This is a genomic window from uncultured Lacinutrix sp. (genome assembly GCF_947500605.1).
In the GTDB taxonomy this organism is placed as follows: domain Bacteria; phylum Bacteroidota; class Bacteroidia; order Flavobacteriales; family Flavobacteriaceae; genus Lacinutrix.
The window spans coordinates 37,502-54,526 of record NZ_CANMSJ010000001.1 but is presented as its reverse complement, the minus strand read 5'-3'; the positions used below and the strand labels follow the sequence as shown (position 1 = coordinate 54,526).

Annotated in this window: 20 protein-coding genes; 16 read left to right on the top strand and 4 right to left on the bottom strand. The window is 31.5% G+C overall.

Annotated features, from left to right (window positions below):
* Positions 1-61 precede the first annotated feature (61 nt).
* The 5 genes from Q0935_RS00290 to Q0935_RS00270 all read left to right on the top strand — a co-directional run bounded on the left by Q0935_RS00290 (position 62) and on the right by Q0935_RS00270 (position 4,393).
* Positions 62-982, top strand: coding sequence for a homoserine kinase (locus Q0935_RS00290; protein WP_299381358.1), 921 nt, complete (start codon positions 62-64; stop codon positions 980-982).
* Positions 983-1,123: 141 nt separating this feature from the next.
* Positions 1,124-2,416 (top strand): threonine synthase, encoded by a 1,293-nt coding sequence (gene thrC, locus Q0935_RS00285; RefSeq protein ID WP_299381355.1) that lies wholly within the window; start codon positions 1,124-1,126, stop codon positions 2,414-2,416.
* 47 nt (positions 2,417-2,463) lie between these two features.
* Positions 2,464-2,850 (top strand): VOC family protein, encoded by a 387-nt coding sequence (locus Q0935_RS00280; RefSeq protein ID WP_299248456.1) that lies wholly within the window; start codon positions 2,464-2,466, stop codon positions 2,848-2,850.
* A gap of 58 nt (positions 2,851-2,908) precedes the next feature.
* Positions 2,909-3,976: a polysaccharide lyase family 7 protein gene (locus tag Q0935_RS00275; protein ID WP_299381352.1), complete on the top strand. Its 1,068-nt coding sequence runs from the start codon at positions 2,909-2,911 to the stop codon at positions 3,974-3,976.
* A gap of 39 nt (positions 3,977-4,015) precedes the next feature.
* Positions 4,016-4,393, top strand: coding sequence for a gamma-glutamylcyclotransferase family protein (locus Q0935_RS00270; protein WP_299381349.1), 378 nt, complete (start codon positions 4,016-4,018; stop codon positions 4,391-4,393).
* A gap of 98 nt (positions 4,394-4,491) precedes the next feature.
* Here Q0935_RS00270 and Q0935_RS00265 read toward each other — a convergent pair whose 3' ends face one another.
* On the bottom strand, positions 4,492-5,142 hold the full coding sequence (locus Q0935_RS00265; RefSeq protein WP_299381346.1) for an SDR family oxidoreductase: 651 nt from the start codon (positions 5,140-5,142) through the stop codon (positions 4,492-4,494).
* A gap of 222 nt (positions 5,143-5,364) precedes the next feature.
* Here Q0935_RS00265 and Q0935_RS00260 point away from each other — a divergent pair, with 222 nt between their 5' ends.
* The 5 genes from Q0935_RS00260 to Q0935_RS00240 all read left to right on the top strand — a co-directional run bounded on the left by Q0935_RS00260 (position 5,365) and on the right by Q0935_RS00240 (position 9,748).
* Positions 5,365-5,928, top strand: coding sequence for a TetR/AcrR family transcriptional regulator (locus Q0935_RS00260; protein ID WP_299381343.1), 564 nt, complete (start codon positions 5,365-5,367; stop codon positions 5,926-5,928).
* Positions 5,929-5,991: 63 nt separating this feature from the next.
* Positions 5,992-6,738 carry an SDR family NAD(P)-dependent oxidoreductase gene (locus tag Q0935_RS00255; protein WP_299381340.1) on the top strand — a complete coding sequence of 249 codons (747 nt, stop codon included), beginning with the start codon at positions 5,992-5,994 and terminating at the stop codon, positions 6,736-6,738.
* A 93-nt stretch (positions 6,739-6,831) separates the two neighbouring features.
* The gene (locus tag Q0935_RS00250) at positions 6,832-7,812 is read left to right on the top strand and encodes an alpha/beta hydrolase (RefSeq protein ID WP_299381337.1); all 981 of its coding nucleotides are present in this window, start codon (positions 6,832-6,834) and stop codon (positions 7,810-7,812) included.
* Between the two features lie 56 nt (positions 7,813-7,868).
* The gene (locus tag Q0935_RS00245) at positions 7,869-8,849 is read left to right on the top strand and encodes an alpha/beta hydrolase (RefSeq protein ID WP_299381334.1); all 981 of its coding nucleotides are present in this window, start codon (positions 7,869-7,871) and stop codon (positions 8,847-8,849) included.
* Positions 8,850-9,154: 305 nt separating this feature from the next.
* Entirely contained in the window at positions 9,155-9,748 is a 594-nt protein-coding gene (locus Q0935_RS00240) for a hypothetical protein (RefSeq protein ID WP_299248478.1), read from the top strand.
* A 127-nt stretch (positions 9,749-9,875) separates the two neighbouring features.
* Here the strand turns inward: Q0935_RS00240 and Q0935_RS00235 are convergent, their stop codons facing one another.
* The 3 genes from Q0935_RS00235 to Q0935_RS00225 all read right to left on the bottom strand — a co-directional run bounded on the left by Q0935_RS00235 (position 9,876) and on the right by Q0935_RS00225 (position 11,208).
* Positions 9,876-10,364, bottom strand: coding sequence for a hypothetical protein (locus Q0935_RS00235; RefSeq protein ID WP_299381331.1), 489 nt, complete (start codon positions 10,362-10,364; stop codon positions 9,876-9,878).
* A gap of 11 nt (positions 10,365-10,375) precedes the next feature.
* On the bottom strand, positions 10,376-10,636 hold the full coding sequence (locus Q0935_RS00230; RefSeq protein WP_299381329.1) for a hypothetical protein: 261 nt from the start codon (positions 10,634-10,636) through the stop codon (positions 10,376-10,378).
* 95 nt (positions 10,637-10,731) lie between these two features.
* Entirely contained in the window at positions 10,732-11,208 is a 477-nt protein-coding gene (locus Q0935_RS00225; protein WP_299248484.1) for an Hsp20/alpha crystallin family protein, read from the bottom strand.
* A gap of 404 nt (positions 11,209-11,612) precedes the next feature.
* Between Q0935_RS00225 and Q0935_RS00220 the strand changes: the two genes are divergently transcribed.
* From Q0935_RS00220 to Q0935_RS00195, 6 genes are all read left to right on the top strand, one after another.
* Positions 11,613-12,125: a hypothetical protein gene (locus Q0935_RS00220; protein WP_299381326.1), complete on the top strand. Its 513-nt coding sequence runs from the start codon at positions 11,613-11,615 to the stop codon at positions 12,123-12,125.
* A gap of 276 nt (positions 12,126-12,401) precedes the next feature.
* Entirely contained in the window at positions 12,402-12,974 is a 573-nt protein-coding gene (locus Q0935_RS00215; protein WP_299381324.1) for a Crp/Fnr family transcriptional regulator, read from the top strand.
* A gap of 118 nt (positions 12,975-13,092) precedes the next feature.
* Entirely contained in the window at positions 13,093-13,575 is a 483-nt protein-coding gene (locus tag Q0935_RS00210; protein WP_299381321.1) for a cupin domain-containing protein, read from the top strand.
* Positions 13,576-13,608: 33 nt separating this feature from the next.
* On the top strand, positions 13,609-14,706 hold the full coding sequence (locus Q0935_RS00205) for an L-dopachrome tautomerase-related protein (protein ID WP_299381318.1): 1,098 nt from the start codon (positions 13,609-13,611) through the stop codon (positions 14,704-14,706).
* Positions 14,707-14,841: 135 nt separating this feature from the next.
* A complete protein-coding gene (locus Q0935_RS00200) occupies positions 14,842-15,780 on the top strand; it encodes a cyclase family protein (protein WP_299248498.1) in 939 nt (312 codons plus the stop codon).
* 25 nt (positions 15,781-15,805) lie between these two features.
* On the top strand, positions 15,806-17,014 hold the full coding sequence (locus Q0935_RS00195) for an MFS transporter (protein WP_282049925.1): 1,209 nt from the start codon (positions 15,806-15,808) through the stop codon (positions 17,012-17,014).
* The last annotated feature ends 11 nt before the right edge of the window (positions 17,015-17,025 follow it).

Sequence of the window (17,025 nt, the reverse complement as noted above, 5' to 3'; positions counted from 1 at the left end):
ATATTGACTGTAATTAAATGGTCTATTTTCTTTTCTCTATTTTCCTTTTCTATAAAAGGTTATGAACGAAATAAAAATATTCTCACCAGCTACAGTAGCAAACGTCTCATGCGGATTTGATGTTTTAGGCTTTTGCATAGATACCATTGGTGATGAAATGGTTATTAGAAAAACGAAAGAGAAAGGAATAAAAATCACCAAAATTGTTGGTGCAGATTTACCTTTTGAAACAGAAAAAAATGTTGCTAGTGTTTCCGCATTAGCACTATATAACCATGCAAAACCAGATTGTGGTTTCGAAATTGAAATTTATAAAAACATAAAACCTGGTAGTGGTATTGGAAGTAGTTCTGCAAGTGCTGCAGGAAGTGTTTTTGCAATAAACGAATTATTAGGAAAACCATACAACCAAACAGAAATCACTAATTTCGCTATGAAAGGTGAAGCTATTGCAAGTGGTTGCGAACATGCAGATAACATTGCTCCTGCTCTATTTGGTGGATTTACTTTAGTAAAAAGCACAACACCTTTAAAGGTTTTACAATTACCAACACCAAAAGATTTATTTGTTACAATTATTCATCCTCAAATTGAGGTAAAGACATCAGAATCTCGTGCTATTTTACCTAAAGACATTCCTTTACAAAATGCCATAACGCAATGGTCTAATGTTGGAAGTTTAGTACATGCATTACATACTGAAGATTATAATTTATTAAGTGAATCTTTAGAAGATGTTGTTGTAGAACCTTATAGAAGTCAGTTAATCCCTCATTTTAATTCGGTTAAAACTGAAGTTATAAAAGCAGGTGCTTTAGGTGCAGGAATTTCGGGTTCTGGTCCTTCTATTTTTGCATTATCTAAAGGAAAAGATACTGCTGAAGCCGTTGCTGAAGCTATGAAAAACGTGTACTCTAAAACTGAGATTGAGTTTAATGTATACGTTTCTAAAATTAATACACAAGGAATGAAGGTGTTATAAATTCAATCGTCATTACGAGATGCTTTTTAGCGTCATGGTAATCTCATGAATAACACCAAAATTTAAAATTGAACACATAAAGTAAAAGATTGCTACGTCTTGCGTCCTCGCAATGACAGAAACAATTCAAAATCTAAAATAATGAACTACTACTCTCTAAACAAAAAAGCACCAAATACAACATTTAAAGATGCTGTAATTAAAGGATTAGCTCCAGATAAAGGATTGTATTTCCCAGAAACTATAACACCATTACCACAATCGTTTTTCGATAATATAGACGATTTAACGTATACCGAAATTGCTTTCGAAGCTCTTAAACAATTTGTTAGTCCAGATATTCCTGAAACAGTTTTAAAAACCATAATTGAAGAAACCTTGTCTTTCGATTTTCCTATTGTAAAATTAAATGATAATATTTCTACTTTAGAGTTGTTTCACGGACCAACAATGGCATTTAAAGACGTTGGCGCACGTTTTATGGCACGTTGTTTAGGTTATTTTAATAAAGACAACACAAACGAGGTTACTGTGCTTGTTGCAACTTCTGGAGATACAGGTGGCGCTGTAGCAAATGGTTTTTTAGGTGTAAAAGGAGTAAATGTTGTCATTCTTTATCCTAGCGGAAAAGTAAGCGACATACAAGAAATGCAATTAACAACACTTGGACAAAACATAAAAGCACTTGAAGTAGACGGTGTTTTCGATGATTGCCAAGACATGGTTAAACGTGCTTTTTTAGACGAAGAATTAACTAGTAAAATGCAATTAACCTCTGCAAACTCTATTAACGTTGCACGTTGGTTGCCACAACTTCTCTATTTTATATTTGCTTACAAGCAATTACATAAAACACATAAAGACATTGTGTTTTCTGTACCAAGTGGAAACTTTGGAAACGTCTGCGCAGGAATGATGGCACAACAATTAGGTTTACCAATTAAACACTTTATAGCATCTAACAACGAAAATAACGTTGTAACACAATACTTAAAAACAGAAGAATACAACCCAAAACCATCTGTACAAACTATTAGTAATGCAATGGATGTTGGTAATCCAAGTAACTTTATACGTATTAGAGAAATCTATAAAAATAATTTTAACGCATTAAAAAACAATCTATCTTCCTATAGTTTTAGTGATGCCGAAACTAAAGTAGCTTTAAAAGAAATTCACGATAAATACAATTACGTTGCAGATCCTCATGGAGCTGTTGGTTATTTAGGTAGTAAAGCTTATTTAGAAAACAATCCAAATGCACATTGTGTATTTTTAGAAACAGCACATCCAACAAAGTTTTTAGATGTAGTTGAAGACGTTATTAAAGAAAAACAACCACTACCAGAACAAATACAATCGGTTATGGGAAAAACTAAAGAAGCAACTAAAATTAGTAGTTACGATGGTTTAAAATCGTTTTTATTGAAATAAATATCATTGCGTAGTATAAAGCAATCTCATATTTAAAATAGAATATTATGTTCACCTTCTTAATAGATCATATTGCACTTTCTGTAAAAGATGTAGACCAATCTCTGCATTTCTATAAAGAAGTATTATTGCTTGAAGAGATTAAAAACACTGCTTCAAATTCTAAAACGCGATGGCTCTCTTTAACAGATAAAAAACAAATACATCTTATACCTAGACCTAAACTTGACGTTATAACCAATAAGGCTGTTCATTTTGCCTTAGCAACTCCTAATTTAGATTTAATTATTAAACACCTTAAAAGTTTAAATATAGAATACTCAGATTGGAAAGGTACACCAAGTAAAGACTACGTTCGAGACGATGGCATACAGCAAATATATTTCCAAGATCCGGATGGTTATTGGATAGAAATAAATAATACTGGTTATTAAGTTTTTAGTATTGACTAATTTCATTTGATTAATTAAAACGTATCTAAAAAAAGATATAATGAATCTTAAAAATAAACCATCATCATCACCACACTCGTTTTTAATCTTTAGCTTTCTTTTATTACTAAGTAGTTGTTTTGATGCTCCTAAAAAAGAAGTACATGAAAACACAAAAACGATAACGTATCCAAGCGATGTTATTCCGTTTATGGACAAATGGAAAATTTTATTAGGTAATGGTACACATACTAAAAATCTAATAGACTACGAAGCAAAAGACTTTTTCTACGTAGCCAACGAAAACAATACCGATTGGGTAGTATATAAAACACCAAATTCTGGTATTACTTCTCGTACTTCAAGCAATACCAGAACAGAATTAGGTCAAAAACAGCATTGGATACCAGAAACAGGTAGCAAATTAACAGGAACCTTAAAAGTAAAACATGTATCAACCTCTGGAGATGCAAGAGTTGCTGCTTCTTACTCTGTAGTTGTTGGACAAATTCATAGTGACGAAGGACACGAAAACGAACCTTTAAAAATCTTTTATAAAAAATTTCCTGGGCATACTAAAGGCTCTGTTTTTTGGAATTACGAAATTAATACAAAAGGAGACAACTCTAAAAGATGGGACTACTCTACAGCTGTTTGGGGAAACGACATGTCTGTTGTTGGACCTAGCAAAACAACATTTCCTGAAGAGCCAGAAAATGGTCTTGCTTTAGATGAAGAATTTAGCTACGAAGTAAATGTACACAAAGGTATAATGTACCTCACTTTTACAAGCGATGGCCATGAAACTGTAAAATTCACAAAAAATTTATTACAATCTGAATTTGCAACCTACTCCAACATTCCAAAACAAATATTATCATTATATGCCTCAATAGGTCGTGATGGTGTAGAGCGTGAAAACGGTTATGCTGGAGAAATACAATACTTTAAACAAGGTGCTTACAATCAAACCAACGGAAAAGACCCAGAAAAAAACATCGTTTGGAGTACTGGATCTGAAACTTATAATGGAGATATCCCTAAACAATATGCAAATGGATGTTATGCAGAAGTTTGGTTTAAAAACGCTACTGTAGGTGCTAGTACTACACCAAACAAAGACTTATAAAAAACGCTAATATAACTGTACAAAACAAACTAATATTCTATGCAGGACGCTTTAAAACATAATTTATTCTCATACGGAACATTACAGTTAAATACTGTACAACTTGAAAATTATGGACGCTTACTTAATGGAGAAAAGGCAAGTTTAAAACAATATAAACTCGATAAATTAAAAATTACTGATGCCAAAGTTTTAAAAGCTAGCGGCAAAGAGTTTCATCCCATTGCTTTAAAGACTAACAATGTAAATGACTCTATTGAAGGTACCATTTTTAAAATCACCAAAAAGGAACTTATTGAAACAGATAAATATGAAGTAAGTGATTATAAGAGAATTTTAGAAACTTTTTCTACTGGAAAAAAGGCTTGGGTTTATATTGCTAAAGCTGATGTTTCTAAAACTAAAAAGACCAAATAAAGAACGACTCCCAAAAGGAAGTACAATTAACCATATAAAAAAAGTAGCCACCAAAATTGGCAGCTACAATGGTTTAAAATTCTATTATTATTTGCTAATTAAGCTTTAACAGTAGATACTTTATTTAAGGCATCACCAATTAAAGTGTTTCCTTTAATAATTTCGAATGTGGCATTATTTGCAATCTCATCTTTAAGAGTTCTTACTAATGTTTGTGCAACATCGTTTCTACTAATCTCTCCTCTATTATTCAATTTTTCTTCCAGTTCAATTTCATTTGTTAACTCATTATTAGTTAAAGTACCTGGTCTAACAATTGAATAAGTTAATCCGCTAGATTTTAAGTATTCATCAGCATTATGTTTCGCCTTTAAATACTCTTGAAGCTGCTCAGCCTTTTCCGGCTGGTTCGCTCCCATAGAACTAAGCATCACAAACTTTTTAACGTTATTTTTATTTGAAGCATCAATTAATCGCTTCGCGCCTTCTTGATCTACTTCTACTACTTTTTTACCACCAGAACCAGCTGCAAATAAAACTTTGTCTATTTTATTTGTAGTATTAAATACTTGAGAAACATCTCCTTCTAAATCACCTAAAACAGTATCAATTTTTTTAGCCTCAAAAAAAGCTTTCTGCTCTTCTTTTCTAACCATTGCAATTGGGTTAAAATATTGAGATTCTTTTAAAAGATTAACTATTTTTTTTCCTGTGGTGCCGTTTGCACCTGCTACTAAAATATTTTCCATACCTAAAGATACCATTACAACACCCTCATTCCTAGTCTAAAACCGTGTTTAACTTTAGTTTAATACAGAATTATAATAATATTAAGAGTTAAACAAACATCATATTGAAATTAAAAATCTGATAAAACAGAATCGTTTACTTATGAAAAACAATAAAATTATTTTAATTTAAAAAAACAGACAGACTTGTCTGTTTTCAAATATTTATTATATATTTGCAATATGAAACACGCTGATGTAAAAAATAGAATTATAGAAACTGCATCATTTTTATTTTATAAAAATGGCTATAATTCTACAGGTATAAACCAAATTATTGCTGAAGCTGGCATTGCAAAAGCAACGTTATACAATCATTTTAAATCTAAAGAAGAAATATGTCTGGCTTATCTTCAATTTAAAAACATCAATTTTCTAGAAGATTTTGAAAACTTCACAACTTCTAAACCTAAAGGAAAAGATCAAATACTTGCTATTTTCGATTTCCTACAATTGTTTTATCAAGATAAAGATTTTAATGGTTGTTGGTGTATAAAAACAGTTTCAGAGATACCAAAAGACAATGAAATTATTAGAAATGAAATTCAATCTCAAAAAAACAGTTTTATTGCTATTATATCTAAACTTATTACAAACAACTTAGAAAAAGTTAAAGCTGAACAGGTTAATTCTCTTGCAAGACAAATATACTTGCTTTACGAAAGTGCTGTTGGTGAAAGCCATTTACACCAAGAAGATTGGCCAATATTAGAGTCAAAAAATTTATGTGAAATAATAATTCAATAAAAAAATTTAAACATATAAAGACAGACTTGTCTGTCTTTAATTAATAATTAAATAAAAAGAAAAATGAAAGAATTTGAAAACAAAGTAGCCTTAGTAATTGGAGGAACAAGCGGAATTGGTAATGCAACTACAAATGCATTATTAGAAGGTGGTGCAACAGTACATGTTGTGGGTAGAAATACAGATAAAATTGCAGATGCACCAAATCTAGTAAAACACACGGCAAACATCTCTAATACTAGCGATGTAGATGATTTAATAGCTAAAATTGATGGTTTAGACAACTTAGATTATCTAGTAAATGCTTCAGGAATATTTGGCCCTAAACCTTTTTTAGATCATACAATGGAAGACTATAACTCTTATCAAGATTTAAATAGAGGTTTCTTTTTTATCACACAAAGTGTTGCTAAAAAAATGAAAGCTACTCAAGGTGGATCTATTGTAAACGTAGGTTCTATGTGGGCAAAACAAGCTGTAAAAGCAACACCTTCTTCTGCATATTCTATGCAAAAAGCAGGTTTACATTCATTAACTCAACATCTAGCTATGGAATTAGCAGAAGATAATATACGTGTAAATGCGGTCTCTCCTGCCCTAGTTAACACGCCTGTTTATCATGGTGTTTTTGGTGGAGAACAAGCTGCAAAAGAAGCTCTAGTTGGTTTTAATGGTTTTCACCCAATTGGTCGTTTTGGAGAATCTCAAGATGTTGCAAATAGTATTGTCTTCTTATTATCAGACAAAGCTGCTTGGGTTACAGGTGCTATTTGGGATACAGATGGTGGTGTAATGGCTGGTAGAAATTAAATAAAAAAATAGAAAGTCTTACTGGTTTTAAATAACCGTTAAGGCTTTCTATTTAATACATATTGCCTAGCAATATTATAATAAAATTGAAATATGAAAAATTTAGTAATAGCATTAAGTATCCTTTTACTTTTTATCTCGTGTAAACAGGAAGCTAGTGTGCAAACAACTACTGCACCTACAAATACAACGCAAATAAGCGAAAACAGTAACACAACTCTAAAATATAAAACATTAGATGTAAACGGTGTAAACATAGCTTATAGAGAAGCTGGTGATCCTAAAAAACCGACTATTGTTTTACTCCACGGTTTTCCAGCATCGTCTTACCAATATAGAAAAGTAATAAGCCAATTAGAAAATGAATTTCACTTAATAGCACCAGATTATCCTGGTTTTGGAAATAGCGCTTTTCCCGATGCTAATACTTACAAATACACGTTTGATAATATAGCCATAACGATAAATTCATTTTTAGAAAAAAAGAATATTAATTCTTATGCTATAATGATTCAAGATTATGGCGCACCAATTGGTTTTAGATTAGCAACTGCACATCCTGAAAGAATTACAGCTATAATAAACCAAAACGGAAATGCTTACGAAGAAGGTTTAGGAGAAGCTTGGGCGGGTATTAGAGAACTATGGAAAAATAGAACCAAACAAACCGAAGATGCTTTATTATCAGCTTTTTGTTTAGAAGGTTTAAAATGGCAATACACACATGGCGTTAGAAATACAGAAACGGTAGATCCTGATAGTTACAATTTAGATTACTTAAGGTTGTCTAGACCAAATGCACATGCTATAAATCTAGATTTGTTTTACGATTACCAAAACAACGTGAAATTATATCCAAAATGGCAAAAGTATTTAAGAGTCAATCAACCACCATTATTAATTGTTTGGGGTAAAAACGATGCTTTTTTTCCCGAAAGTGGTGCAATAGCCTTTAAAAAGGATGTAAAAAACATAGATTATAATATTTACGATACTGGTCATTTTGCTTTAGAAGAAGATGGAGATGCTATTATTAAAAAAATTAGAAGTTTTATGCGAAAGCTTAGCAAATAAAAACGTCTAAATTTAACAATCTATAAATTTTCAACTCGAAAAGAAAAGCAGTATCCATGAAACAATTAATAGTAATTTCTTTTTTAGCATTCTCTTTATTTGCGTGTAATAACGCAAAAGAGGCCAATGTTCTAGATAGTAAAAAAGAATTCTTTTTACCACCTGCAACAACTTATAATTATACCGAAATTGATAGTGTAAAATTATTTTATAGAGCCGCTGGAAATAAAAGTAACCCAACCATAGTATTACTGCATGGTTATCCTACGTCTTCACATTCGTACAGGAATTTAATTCCTATGTTAGCAACACATTACCATGTTATTGCGCCAGATAATTTAGGTTCTGGTTATAGCACACATTTAGATCCAAACACGACAGATTATAGTTTTGATTTGTTAGCAGATTATACCGAAAAACTTATAAATAAGTTACAAGTAAAAAACTATATAATGTACATGCAAGACTTTGGAGCTCCTGTTGGTTATCGTATGATGATGAAAAACCCAAAAAGAATTGAAGCTTTAATTGTACAGAATGCAAATGCTTATTTAGATGGTTTAACACCTAAAAGACAAGCCTTTTTTAGAACAGCGCAAAAAGATACCACACAAGAAAAGCATGATTTTTTATACAGTATAACTGGTGAAGATGCTATAATTAACAAGCAGTATTTATTCGATTTGGATAGTACAAATAGAAACATACAAAGTCCAGATGCTTGGACTCATGATTTAGCTTTTTTAACATCTAAAAAAGACAGAGAAATACAAGTACAGCTTTTTAAAGATTATAATACTAATTTACTTAGTTACCCGAAATGGCAGAAAATGCTGAAAGACAATCAGCCAAAAACATTAATTACTTGGGGAAAAAAAGATTTAAAATTCAATTACAAAGGTGCCGAAGCTTATTTAAGAGATTTACCAAAAGCTGAGTTACACTTACTTGATGCTGGACATTTTGCTGCCGAAGAAAAGACAAGTGAAATTGCAAAACTCATTTTAGAGTTTTTAGCTAAGCATAAAATAGAATAATATTTCTTTCCTATTAAAAAGAATAGCAAACCAAACACTGTTTTAGTGTAAATTAGAAATTCCTGCTTAGGCAGGAATTGGTTTGTTATAATACTTCTTCAAATTATAGCGTATTTTATAGACCGTAAGAACTTTAGATTTAAAGTTTATTTAGATCTAAATTAAGAATAAAATGTGTTCGGATTTTTAGTTTATTACAACTTGAATTTGTTAAATAAATCCGCTAACTTCGAATTTATATAATTGCTGATGTAAAGTATTAAAATGGCTATATATTAAGTAAAACATTGACGGTAATTTGAGAAATGTCGAATAAAAAGAAAAGATTCATTTATTATTCAAGTCCAGAACATTGGTTTCAAGCTGCTTTGGAATTAAATGAAGCTGTTGAAGAGCTCTATTTGATTAAAGAAAAAGCACATTTCTATCAAACATTTCATTTTGAAAATCAAAAAACGGTAAAAAGACCAGTACTCTCTCGGGCTACTTATCTTTTAATGTCTTATACTTTAGAGAATTTATTAAAAGGAATTGCTGTATTGAATAATCCTGAATTAGTGAATAAAGGTAAACTTCAAAAAGAAATTAAAACTCACGACTTAAATCAACTTTCTAAATTGAATCGCTTTAGACCAAATAATGAGCAGAAGGAATTTCAATCAGTTTTATCGATACAATGCGTTTCAAATGCTCGTTATCCTGTTGGACTAAATGAACAAATTGCATTAACTGACCCATTAATTACTGAAAAGGATTATCTGATTTACAACAATCTTTTTACAAAATACAAACAACATCTTGCCAAAGAATTTAATAAAAAAGGATGGGAAAGCGGATTAAATGATTCTGATTTAAGAACTGAACCGGGCGAATTCAAATTTTATGAAAATAAAAACTAATGCCAACATCGCATAAAAATAATGCGTAGATTAGTTCTTTAACAAAAACGCAACTTTCCATACACAAAACCGTTTTAAACATTGTGTAATGCAATAAAAACTAATAAGAAAAAAAGACGAAAACTTTTTAGTTTTCGTCTTCAGGTTTAATAAATTCAGACTGATATTTTTCTAAAAACTTCTTCTGCCTTGCAATAATTTGTTGTGTTAATTTATCAATATCCATAAAATCATTGCCAAAATTACTTCCGAAAAAATCATCATTAAAGAAATGTTTGCTAAAAAGTGAATCTTGAGAAAAAACATCCTCAAATTCTTGATTTTCAAATTGTGAATAGTTTGAAAAAAATCTTGATTTAAATGTTTGCATCAAACTATCCCTATCAGACAATGAGAGATTATCGAATTTATTATTAGAAGACCACGAATAAATACTGTCAAATCTAATTAAATTTCCGTTTTCATCAAATTCTTTGTCAACTTTCCAAGTGCCTTTGGGCTCTTTAACTGTATCTGTTTTATTGTCTTCTTGTTCAATTATTTTAGTTTCGTTTTCTTGCCCTTTACAACTAACACTTAATAAGCCAACCATAAATAATAAAACATACTTTTTCATCACTTTATATTTTAAGTTAAACTTAGTTTTGAGTTTGTTTTTAATGTTTTTAATAAACTACTAGCTTCTATTATTTTAATCAATTTATTTTGGTGGAACACTTCTAATTTTCGTTCACCATTTTTATACCAAACACATTCCAAATAACTGTCATTATTAACCAAACCAAATATTGAATCTTTTTTTGTAACATATTTAATAACTTGCATTTTTGGGGAGGTAAATTTTCCTTTAACTGCTACCCATTCCCCAGATTTAAACTTTCTTGGCATAACATTATAATTTTAAAGAATTAAACTTAGTATTAAGAGGATGCTGAAAAATCAGCATCCTTCTTAATATTTTGCTCTAATATTTAGTGAAACAATTATGAAATCTTAATGCTTCTGGCTGGTTTTTGTTTAGCCTCTTCTTTTTTGGGTAAAAGAATATTTAATATCCCATTTTCATAATTTGCATTAATATTTTCATCGTTTACACTTTCGGGTAAATTAAAGGTTCTTTTGAACGAAGAATAACCAAACTCTCTACGAGTATAATTTTCTTCCTTGTGTTTATTTTCTCTCTTTGTTTCCGTAGAAATAGATAATACTTGATTATCGAGGTCAATTTGAAAATCTGATTTCTTAATACCTGGAACTGCCATTTCAACCATAAAAGCATCGGCAGTTTCTTTAATATTTACTTTGGGTAAAGTAATTCCAGTATTAAAATTTGAAGTGAATACTGATGGTAGATCTCTATTAAAGATATCATCTAACCAATTTGACAAATTTGGGAAGTTTTGATTTGAATTGCTGTTCGCTAAACTTCCGTTTTTAGGAACATTAACTAAATTGCTCATAATTAAAAAATTTAAATTAAACATTATTTCAAATTTGAAATCTTTACGACTTCAATAACCATTAAACAAATTAAATACCAAAATCGATTTATTAGTTTTTATCACAATTATTAAATCATATTTTATGAAAATTTGTCAAAACTTTGAAAACTTGTCATATTTACATGTATAAAAATGACATATTTACATTTAAACTTTTATTAAAACTAAAAGTCTATTGTGGAAAATAAAAACTGCCAAATAAAAGCTTACAATAAGCACTACAAATAATACGGCGTATAATTAATTGATAGTTCTCTCCTACCTGCCAAAATTCTTGCTGATTTTCTATTACGCTTTTATTTACTAAATTAGGTGTTTAACCATGCAACAAATACGTTGCCTCCAAGCTGAAAACAGAAACTATGAAAAAATATTTAGTTCTAATTATCATTCTTATTTCGTTAAAAAGTTTTGCTTGCGATTGTGTGATAAAAAGACTTTCCGATTGGCAGAAATCTGAATTGGAAAATTCTGAATGTATTTTTATTGGAGAGGTAATTGAAGTGAACGATTCAGATTTGACATTTAAAATAAAAGTAACGGAATCATTAGATAGTGGAGACTCAATTGGAAACGTTTATGTTGCAAAAAATTGGAAATATTGCAGTCCGTATGTTGAGAGAAAAGGAAAGTGGATTGTATACGGAAATATGGAGGACGGATTTTTGCGATTAAATATGTGTGGAATTAGTAGAAGTTTTGAATATCCAATTGTTAATCCAATTCCGCCTTCGCCAAAACTATATGAAAAGAATACGACTGAAGAGGAAAGAAAAAAGATTTACGAAAAATTCCATGCTAAAAATATGGAAGTAGCATTCTCTGAATTAGAGTTAGAAATCATTGCTTTACGAAAAAGAATAAATTATGAATAAAAAGCCAGCGGGTAACAATGTATAAAATAATTGCATTTATATATTTTCTTTCAATTTTAATAGATTTACAAACCTGTCTTCAACTCTATTTTTTTTGTTTTATTACAACTTTACTTTGTTTAAAAAAAAGCTAACTTCGAATTTATATAACTGCTGATATAAAACAGTTATATATCAAATAAAATGTTAAGCTATATTTGTAAAAAACAACACCAATCAATATATTTAACCACTAGTAAACTTTCCAGAATCAGAAATAAAAAATAAATTTGCGATATGGAAGAAAAACTTGATTTACTAAGACAACATTTTGAAGAGTTATTTGCATTAACAGATGACGAATGGAATTTTGTTAAATCGCAGTTTCAGTATAAAAGTCTCAAAAAACATCAGTTTTTAATTCAGTCAGGACAATCTGTAGATTTTGAATATTGGATTATTAATGGTTTGGTAAAAGCGTATTCCATAGACGATAAAGGAAAAGAACATATTCTTCAATTTGCAATGGAAAATTACTGGGTGAGTGATCACTGTGCTTTTCAGCACCAAGAACCAGGTTCTATTTTTGTGGATTGCCTTGAAGATTCAGAGTTTTTCTGTTTGTCTTTGGAAAACAGGGAAAAAATTTGCTTAGAAGTACCAGCTGTTGCCAACTTCTTCAGAATTAAATCTAACAACGGTTATATAAATTTACAGCAAAGAATCTTGTCTTTACTCACAATGACCGCAGAAAGCAGGTATGAGTATCTACTAAATAAACTTCCAAAATTAATACAACGCGTTCCTAAAAAATTAATAGCTTCCTATTTAGGCGTATCAAGAGAGACCTTAAGTCGTTTTAACAGCTAAAAGTGACCTAAATCACTTTTCAAGATTGATATACATCACAAAAAATCCGTGATGTATGTCCTCGCACACCCCTTTGTTTTCATAGAATTTTGTATCGAACAATTTAATACAATTTATTATGAAAACAACAAGAACACTTTTTCTATTATTTACGGTAATTACAATAGGTTTTAGTTCCTATGCGCAAGAAGGCAAAAGACCTTCAATGGGTAACTCTTACGGTATTATTAATATTGATGAATACGTAACGCTACTTCCTAAAAGTCATAATGGTATTATCAAAGACATTAGATTAATAGACCGCGAACACGCAGGTGTAAGAATCTTTAGATTGTATGATGAAGTGCCTATGCATTACCACGCAAAATCTGATGCCTACCTCTACATTTTAAACGGAAAAGCAGAATTTTACGTAGACGATAAAGGTCCTATTGTTGCAGGAAAAGGCGACTTACTTTTTTGGGGCAAAGGTACAGCACACGGTAACGGAAAAATTTTAGAAGGTCCGTTAGACGTACTCGTTTTTGATGCCTTAGCTAGAAATCCAAGCGATGTTATCTGGATAGACCCATCAACCCAAAAGAAATTCTTAGGCAACTAATCAAATCATATTCACTTTTTAAAAACAATAACAATGAAAACTATAACAATTATAAAAACAGTCTTGTTCGCACTTGTAATGAATTTTACACTATCAGCACAAGCACAATTAGAAACGATAGCTACATTTCCAGAATCACGACCAGGAAATATAACCGTCTCTAACGACGGAAGAATATTTGTAACAATGAGTGCCTTAAGTGCTTCAAAATATATGGTGAAAGAAATTTTACCTAATGGAGAAGCTATTCCTTTTGGAGATAAAGAGTGGATTGTAAAACCACAAAACGGAAGTTTAAAAGGTATCAATTCAACTATCGGAATTCAAGCTGATGCTAACGGTATCCTTTGGGTATTGGATATGGGTAATGTAAAACAAAATCAAGCTCCAAAATTAGTTGGGTTTGATTTGGTTACCGGTAATGTAACAAAAGTTTTTCCTATCCCGAATACGGTATTATCAACAAAACCTTTTTTACAGGATTTTGTAATCGATGTTAAAAACAACACTGCTGTCATTGCAGATATGACCGATGCTTTAAATCCGCCAATTGCACCAGCTTTTGTCGTGATTAACTTAGAAACAGGTTATATAAGACGTGTTTTGGAAGGGAATGCTTCATTTTTACCTGCTGATGAACCAGTAAAAATTCACGGTAGATTGGTTTCCCACAAAAGAAAAGACGGTACTACCATTCAGCCTAGATATCCTTTAAATCCAATTTCCATAGATGATGAAAACAATTACATCTACTATGGTGCAATGGGGAATACCAAAATTCACCGCATACCTTCTGCTGTTTTAGCTGATGAAAGTAAGCAAGATAGCGAACTGAATAAGCACATCGAGTTTTATGCCAACAAACCAAAATCTGACGGATTTAAAGTGGGTGCAAACGGAAAAGTGTATGTAACCGATGTTGAAAATTCAGCCATTGTAGAAAGTACGCCTGCTGGAATGAAAACCATTGCGCAATCCAAAAAAGACCTGTCTTGGCCTGATGGTGTTGCCATACACGGTAACTACTTATATATAGTAGCAAATCAACTTCACAACCTTCCTTTATTAAATGAAGGAAAAGATGCCAGTAAACCGCCTTACTTGGTGTTAAAGATGAAGATTGAAGAGTAAGTATCTCTAAAAAAACCAAGTGATGTATGAGCATTATTAAATGTGACATACATCACTTTAAAATGGTGATGTACATCCTCGCACACCTCTTGCTTTAATCGGAAATTTGTATAAGAAATTTAAAAACATATTAAAATGAAAACAATAGTAAATACATTAAAAACAATTGCCTTAGCAGCTACACTTTTCACTGCTTTAACTACAAACGCGCAACAAGTACCAACATCACCTTATGGTGCTGACGATGAAATTGGCGCACTAAACCTTTTGAATGAAGAAACAGTTTTGGATGCGGTAAAATTGGTAAAAAAAGGAAAAGTATATCGCTTAGGAATGGTGGTAAATGCACAAACTGCAGCTTTCCGTCACAGATACTTTCACATTGAAACGTTACAACCAGAAACTGCTGCTGCAGGTTCTAACAAATTCACTTACGTAGATGATCAATTAATTGGTTGGACAGGTGTTGGGTCTCAAATAAACGGATTGGCACATTATGGTAGAGACAATGTGCATTATAACGGTCATAAAGTAGAAGATTTTTTAACCGTATCTGGTGTGAAAAAATTAGGTCTAGAAAAATTACCTCCAATTGTAACTAGAGGTGTTGTGCTAGATATGCGCTCATATTACAATCAAGATATTGTAAAAGAAGGCACTGTTTTTACAGTTGAAGACATTGAAAAAGTATCTAAAAAACAAGGTGTTGAAATTCGTAAAGGTGATGTGGTATTGTTCTACACGGGATGGACAAAATTAATGGGTAAAGATGATAAACGCTATTTAGCTGGTGGACCTGGAATTGGTGTTGAAGCTGCGCATTATTTAGGTAAAAAAGGAATTGTAGCAGCAGGTGCAGATAACTGGTCTTTTGAGGCTGTACCACACGAAAACAGCGAACTTTCTTTTCCTGTAAATCAAATGATGGCAACTGAATATGGTGTACAAGTATTGGAAAACATTCTTGTAGATGAATTGGTTGAGGATAAAGCTTGGGAATTCCTTTTTGTATTAGGTCATCCTTTATATGAAGGCTCTACGCAAGTACAAATAAATCCTGTTGCTATTAAATAAGAATAACAAAAAACGATTAGAAATTATGGAAACATCAACTATAAATAAAGACACAACGGTAGCCAAAAAGAAAGGTCTACCAGCAGCATTATGGGCATTGACCATAAGTGCATTTGCCATAGGAACAACAGAATTTGTAATTGTAGGTCTACTATCTACTGTTGCAAACGATTTAGGCACATCATTAACATCAGCAGGATTATTAGTAAGTCTCTATGCTATTGGTGTTGCTATTGGTGCACCAATACTAACTGCCCTAACAGGTAAAATTCCAAGAAAACAATTATTAATGGGGATTATGGTGTTATTTATAATTGGTAACGGATTAGCAGCAATTGCACCAAGCTTTGAATTGCTTCTTTTATCAAGAGTGGTAACAGGTTTTGCGCACGGTGTATTTTTCTCTATCGGTTCTACTATTGCTGCAAGTTTAGTACCAAAAGACAAAAGGGCAACTGCTATTTCTATAATGTTTGCGGGTCTTACCGTGGCTATTGTAACTGGTGTGCCTTTAGGAACATACATTGGTCAGAATTTTGGATGGAGAGCAACCTTTATTGGTGTAGCCCTTTTAGGATTAGTAGGTGCAATAGCTAGTTTAGCTTTGGTGCCTAAAAACATCAAACAATCGGCTCCATTAAGACTTATAGACCAATTAAAGGTGATTAAGAATCCGTCTATTTTATTAGTGTTAGCCATTACTGCATTTGGTTATGGTGGTACGTTTGTAACTTTTACTTATTTAACACCGCTATTAGAAGAAGTAACTGGTTTCTCTTCAAATATGACCAGTGTATTCCTTTTAATTTATGGTATCGCCATTGCTATAGGAAATATTATTGGAGGTAAAGTATCTAACAACAAACCAGGTAAAGCATTATTGGTAATGTTTGCGTTACAAGCCATTGTGTTGTTTGTTTTATACTTCACGGCTTCTAGTCAGATTTTTGCAATAATAACCTTGTTTTTTATGGGAATACTTGCCTTTTCAAACGTGCCAGCATTGCAATTATACGTAGTGAAAATGGCGGAAAAGTACTTACCAGGAACAGAAGACGTAGCATCTGCATTAAACATTGCAGCATTTAACGTAGGTATTGCTATTGGTGCTTATGTAGGCGGAATGGTTGTAGAATCGAGCTTAGGTATTGAAGCAACACCTTGGGTAGGTGGTATTCTAGTAATTGTAGGGTTCTTGTTGACACTTGTTTTATTCAAAAGAGAAAAAATATAAATATAATAACG

What these genes read in the sequence shown, in the direction of transcription:
- Q0935_RS00290 (WP_299381358.1), top strand. Translation starts at nt 62, where the DNA reads ATGAACGAAATAAAAATATTCTCACCAGCTACAGTAGCAAACGTCTCA.
- thrC (WP_299381355.1), top strand. Translation starts at nt 1,124, where the DNA reads ATGAACTACTACTCTCTAAACAAAAAAGCACCAAATACAACATTTAAA.
- Q0935_RS00280 (WP_299248456.1), top strand. Translation starts at nt 2,464, where the DNA reads ATGTTCACCTTCTTAATAGATCATATTGCACTTTCTGTAAAAGATGTA.
- Q0935_RS00275 (WP_299381352.1), top strand. Translation starts at nt 2,909, where the DNA reads ATGAATCTTAAAAATAAACCATCATCATCACCACACTCGTTTTTAATC.
- Q0935_RS00270 (WP_299381349.1), top strand. Translation starts at nt 4,016, where the DNA reads ATGCAGGACGCTTTAAAACATAATTTATTCTCATACGGAACATTACAG.
- Q0935_RS00265 (WP_299381346.1), bottom strand. Translation starts at nt 5,142, where the DNA reads ATGGAAAATATTTTAGTAGCAGGTGCAAACGGCACCACAGGAAAAAAA.
- Q0935_RS00260 (WP_299381343.1), top strand. Translation starts at nt 5,365, where the DNA reads ATGAAACACGCTGATGTAAAAAATAGAATTATAGAAACTGCATCATTT.
- Q0935_RS00255 (WP_299381340.1), top strand. Translation starts at nt 5,992, where the DNA reads ATGAAAGAATTTGAAAACAAAGTAGCCTTAGTAATTGGAGGAACAAGC.
- Q0935_RS00250 (WP_299381337.1), top strand. Translation starts at nt 6,832, where the DNA reads ATGAAAAATTTAGTAATAGCATTAAGTATCCTTTTACTTTTTATCTCG.
- Q0935_RS00245 (WP_299381334.1), top strand. Translation starts at nt 7,869, where the DNA reads ATGAAACAATTAATAGTAATTTCTTTTTTAGCATTCTCTTTATTTGCG.
- Q0935_RS00240 (WP_299248478.1), top strand. Translation starts at nt 9,155, where the DNA reads ATGTCGAATAAAAAGAAAAGATTCATTTATTATTCAAGTCCAGAACAT.
- Q0935_RS00235 (WP_299381331.1), bottom strand. Translation starts at nt 10,364, where the DNA reads ATGAAAAAGTATGTTTTATTATTTATGGTTGGCTTATTAAGTGTTAGT.
- Q0935_RS00230 (WP_299381329.1), bottom strand. Translation starts at nt 10,636, where the DNA reads ATGCCAAGAAAGTTTAAATCTGGGGAATGGGTAGCAGTTAAAGGAAAA.
- Q0935_RS00225 (WP_299248484.1), bottom strand. Translation starts at nt 11,208, where the DNA reads ATGAGCAATTTAGTTAATGTTCCTAAAAACGGAAGTTTAGCGAACAGC.
- Q0935_RS00220 (WP_299381326.1), top strand. Translation starts at nt 11,613, where the DNA reads ATGAAAAAATATTTAGTTCTAATTATCATTCTTATTTCGTTAAAAAGT.
- Q0935_RS00215 (WP_299381324.1), top strand. Translation starts at nt 12,402, where the DNA reads ATGGAAGAAAAACTTGATTTACTAAGACAACATTTTGAAGAGTTATTT.
- Q0935_RS00210 (WP_299381321.1), top strand. Translation starts at nt 13,093, where the DNA reads ATGAAAACAACAAGAACACTTTTTCTATTATTTACGGTAATTACAATA.
- Q0935_RS00205 (WP_299381318.1), top strand. Translation starts at nt 13,609, where the DNA reads ATGAAAACTATAACAATTATAAAAACAGTCTTGTTCGCACTTGTAATG.
- Q0935_RS00200 (WP_299248498.1), top strand. Translation starts at nt 14,842, where the DNA reads ATGAAAACAATAGTAAATACATTAAAAACAATTGCCTTAGCAGCTACA.
- Q0935_RS00195 (WP_282049925.1), top strand. Translation starts at nt 15,806, where the DNA reads ATGGAAACATCAACTATAAATAAAGACACAACGGTAGCCAAAAAGAAA.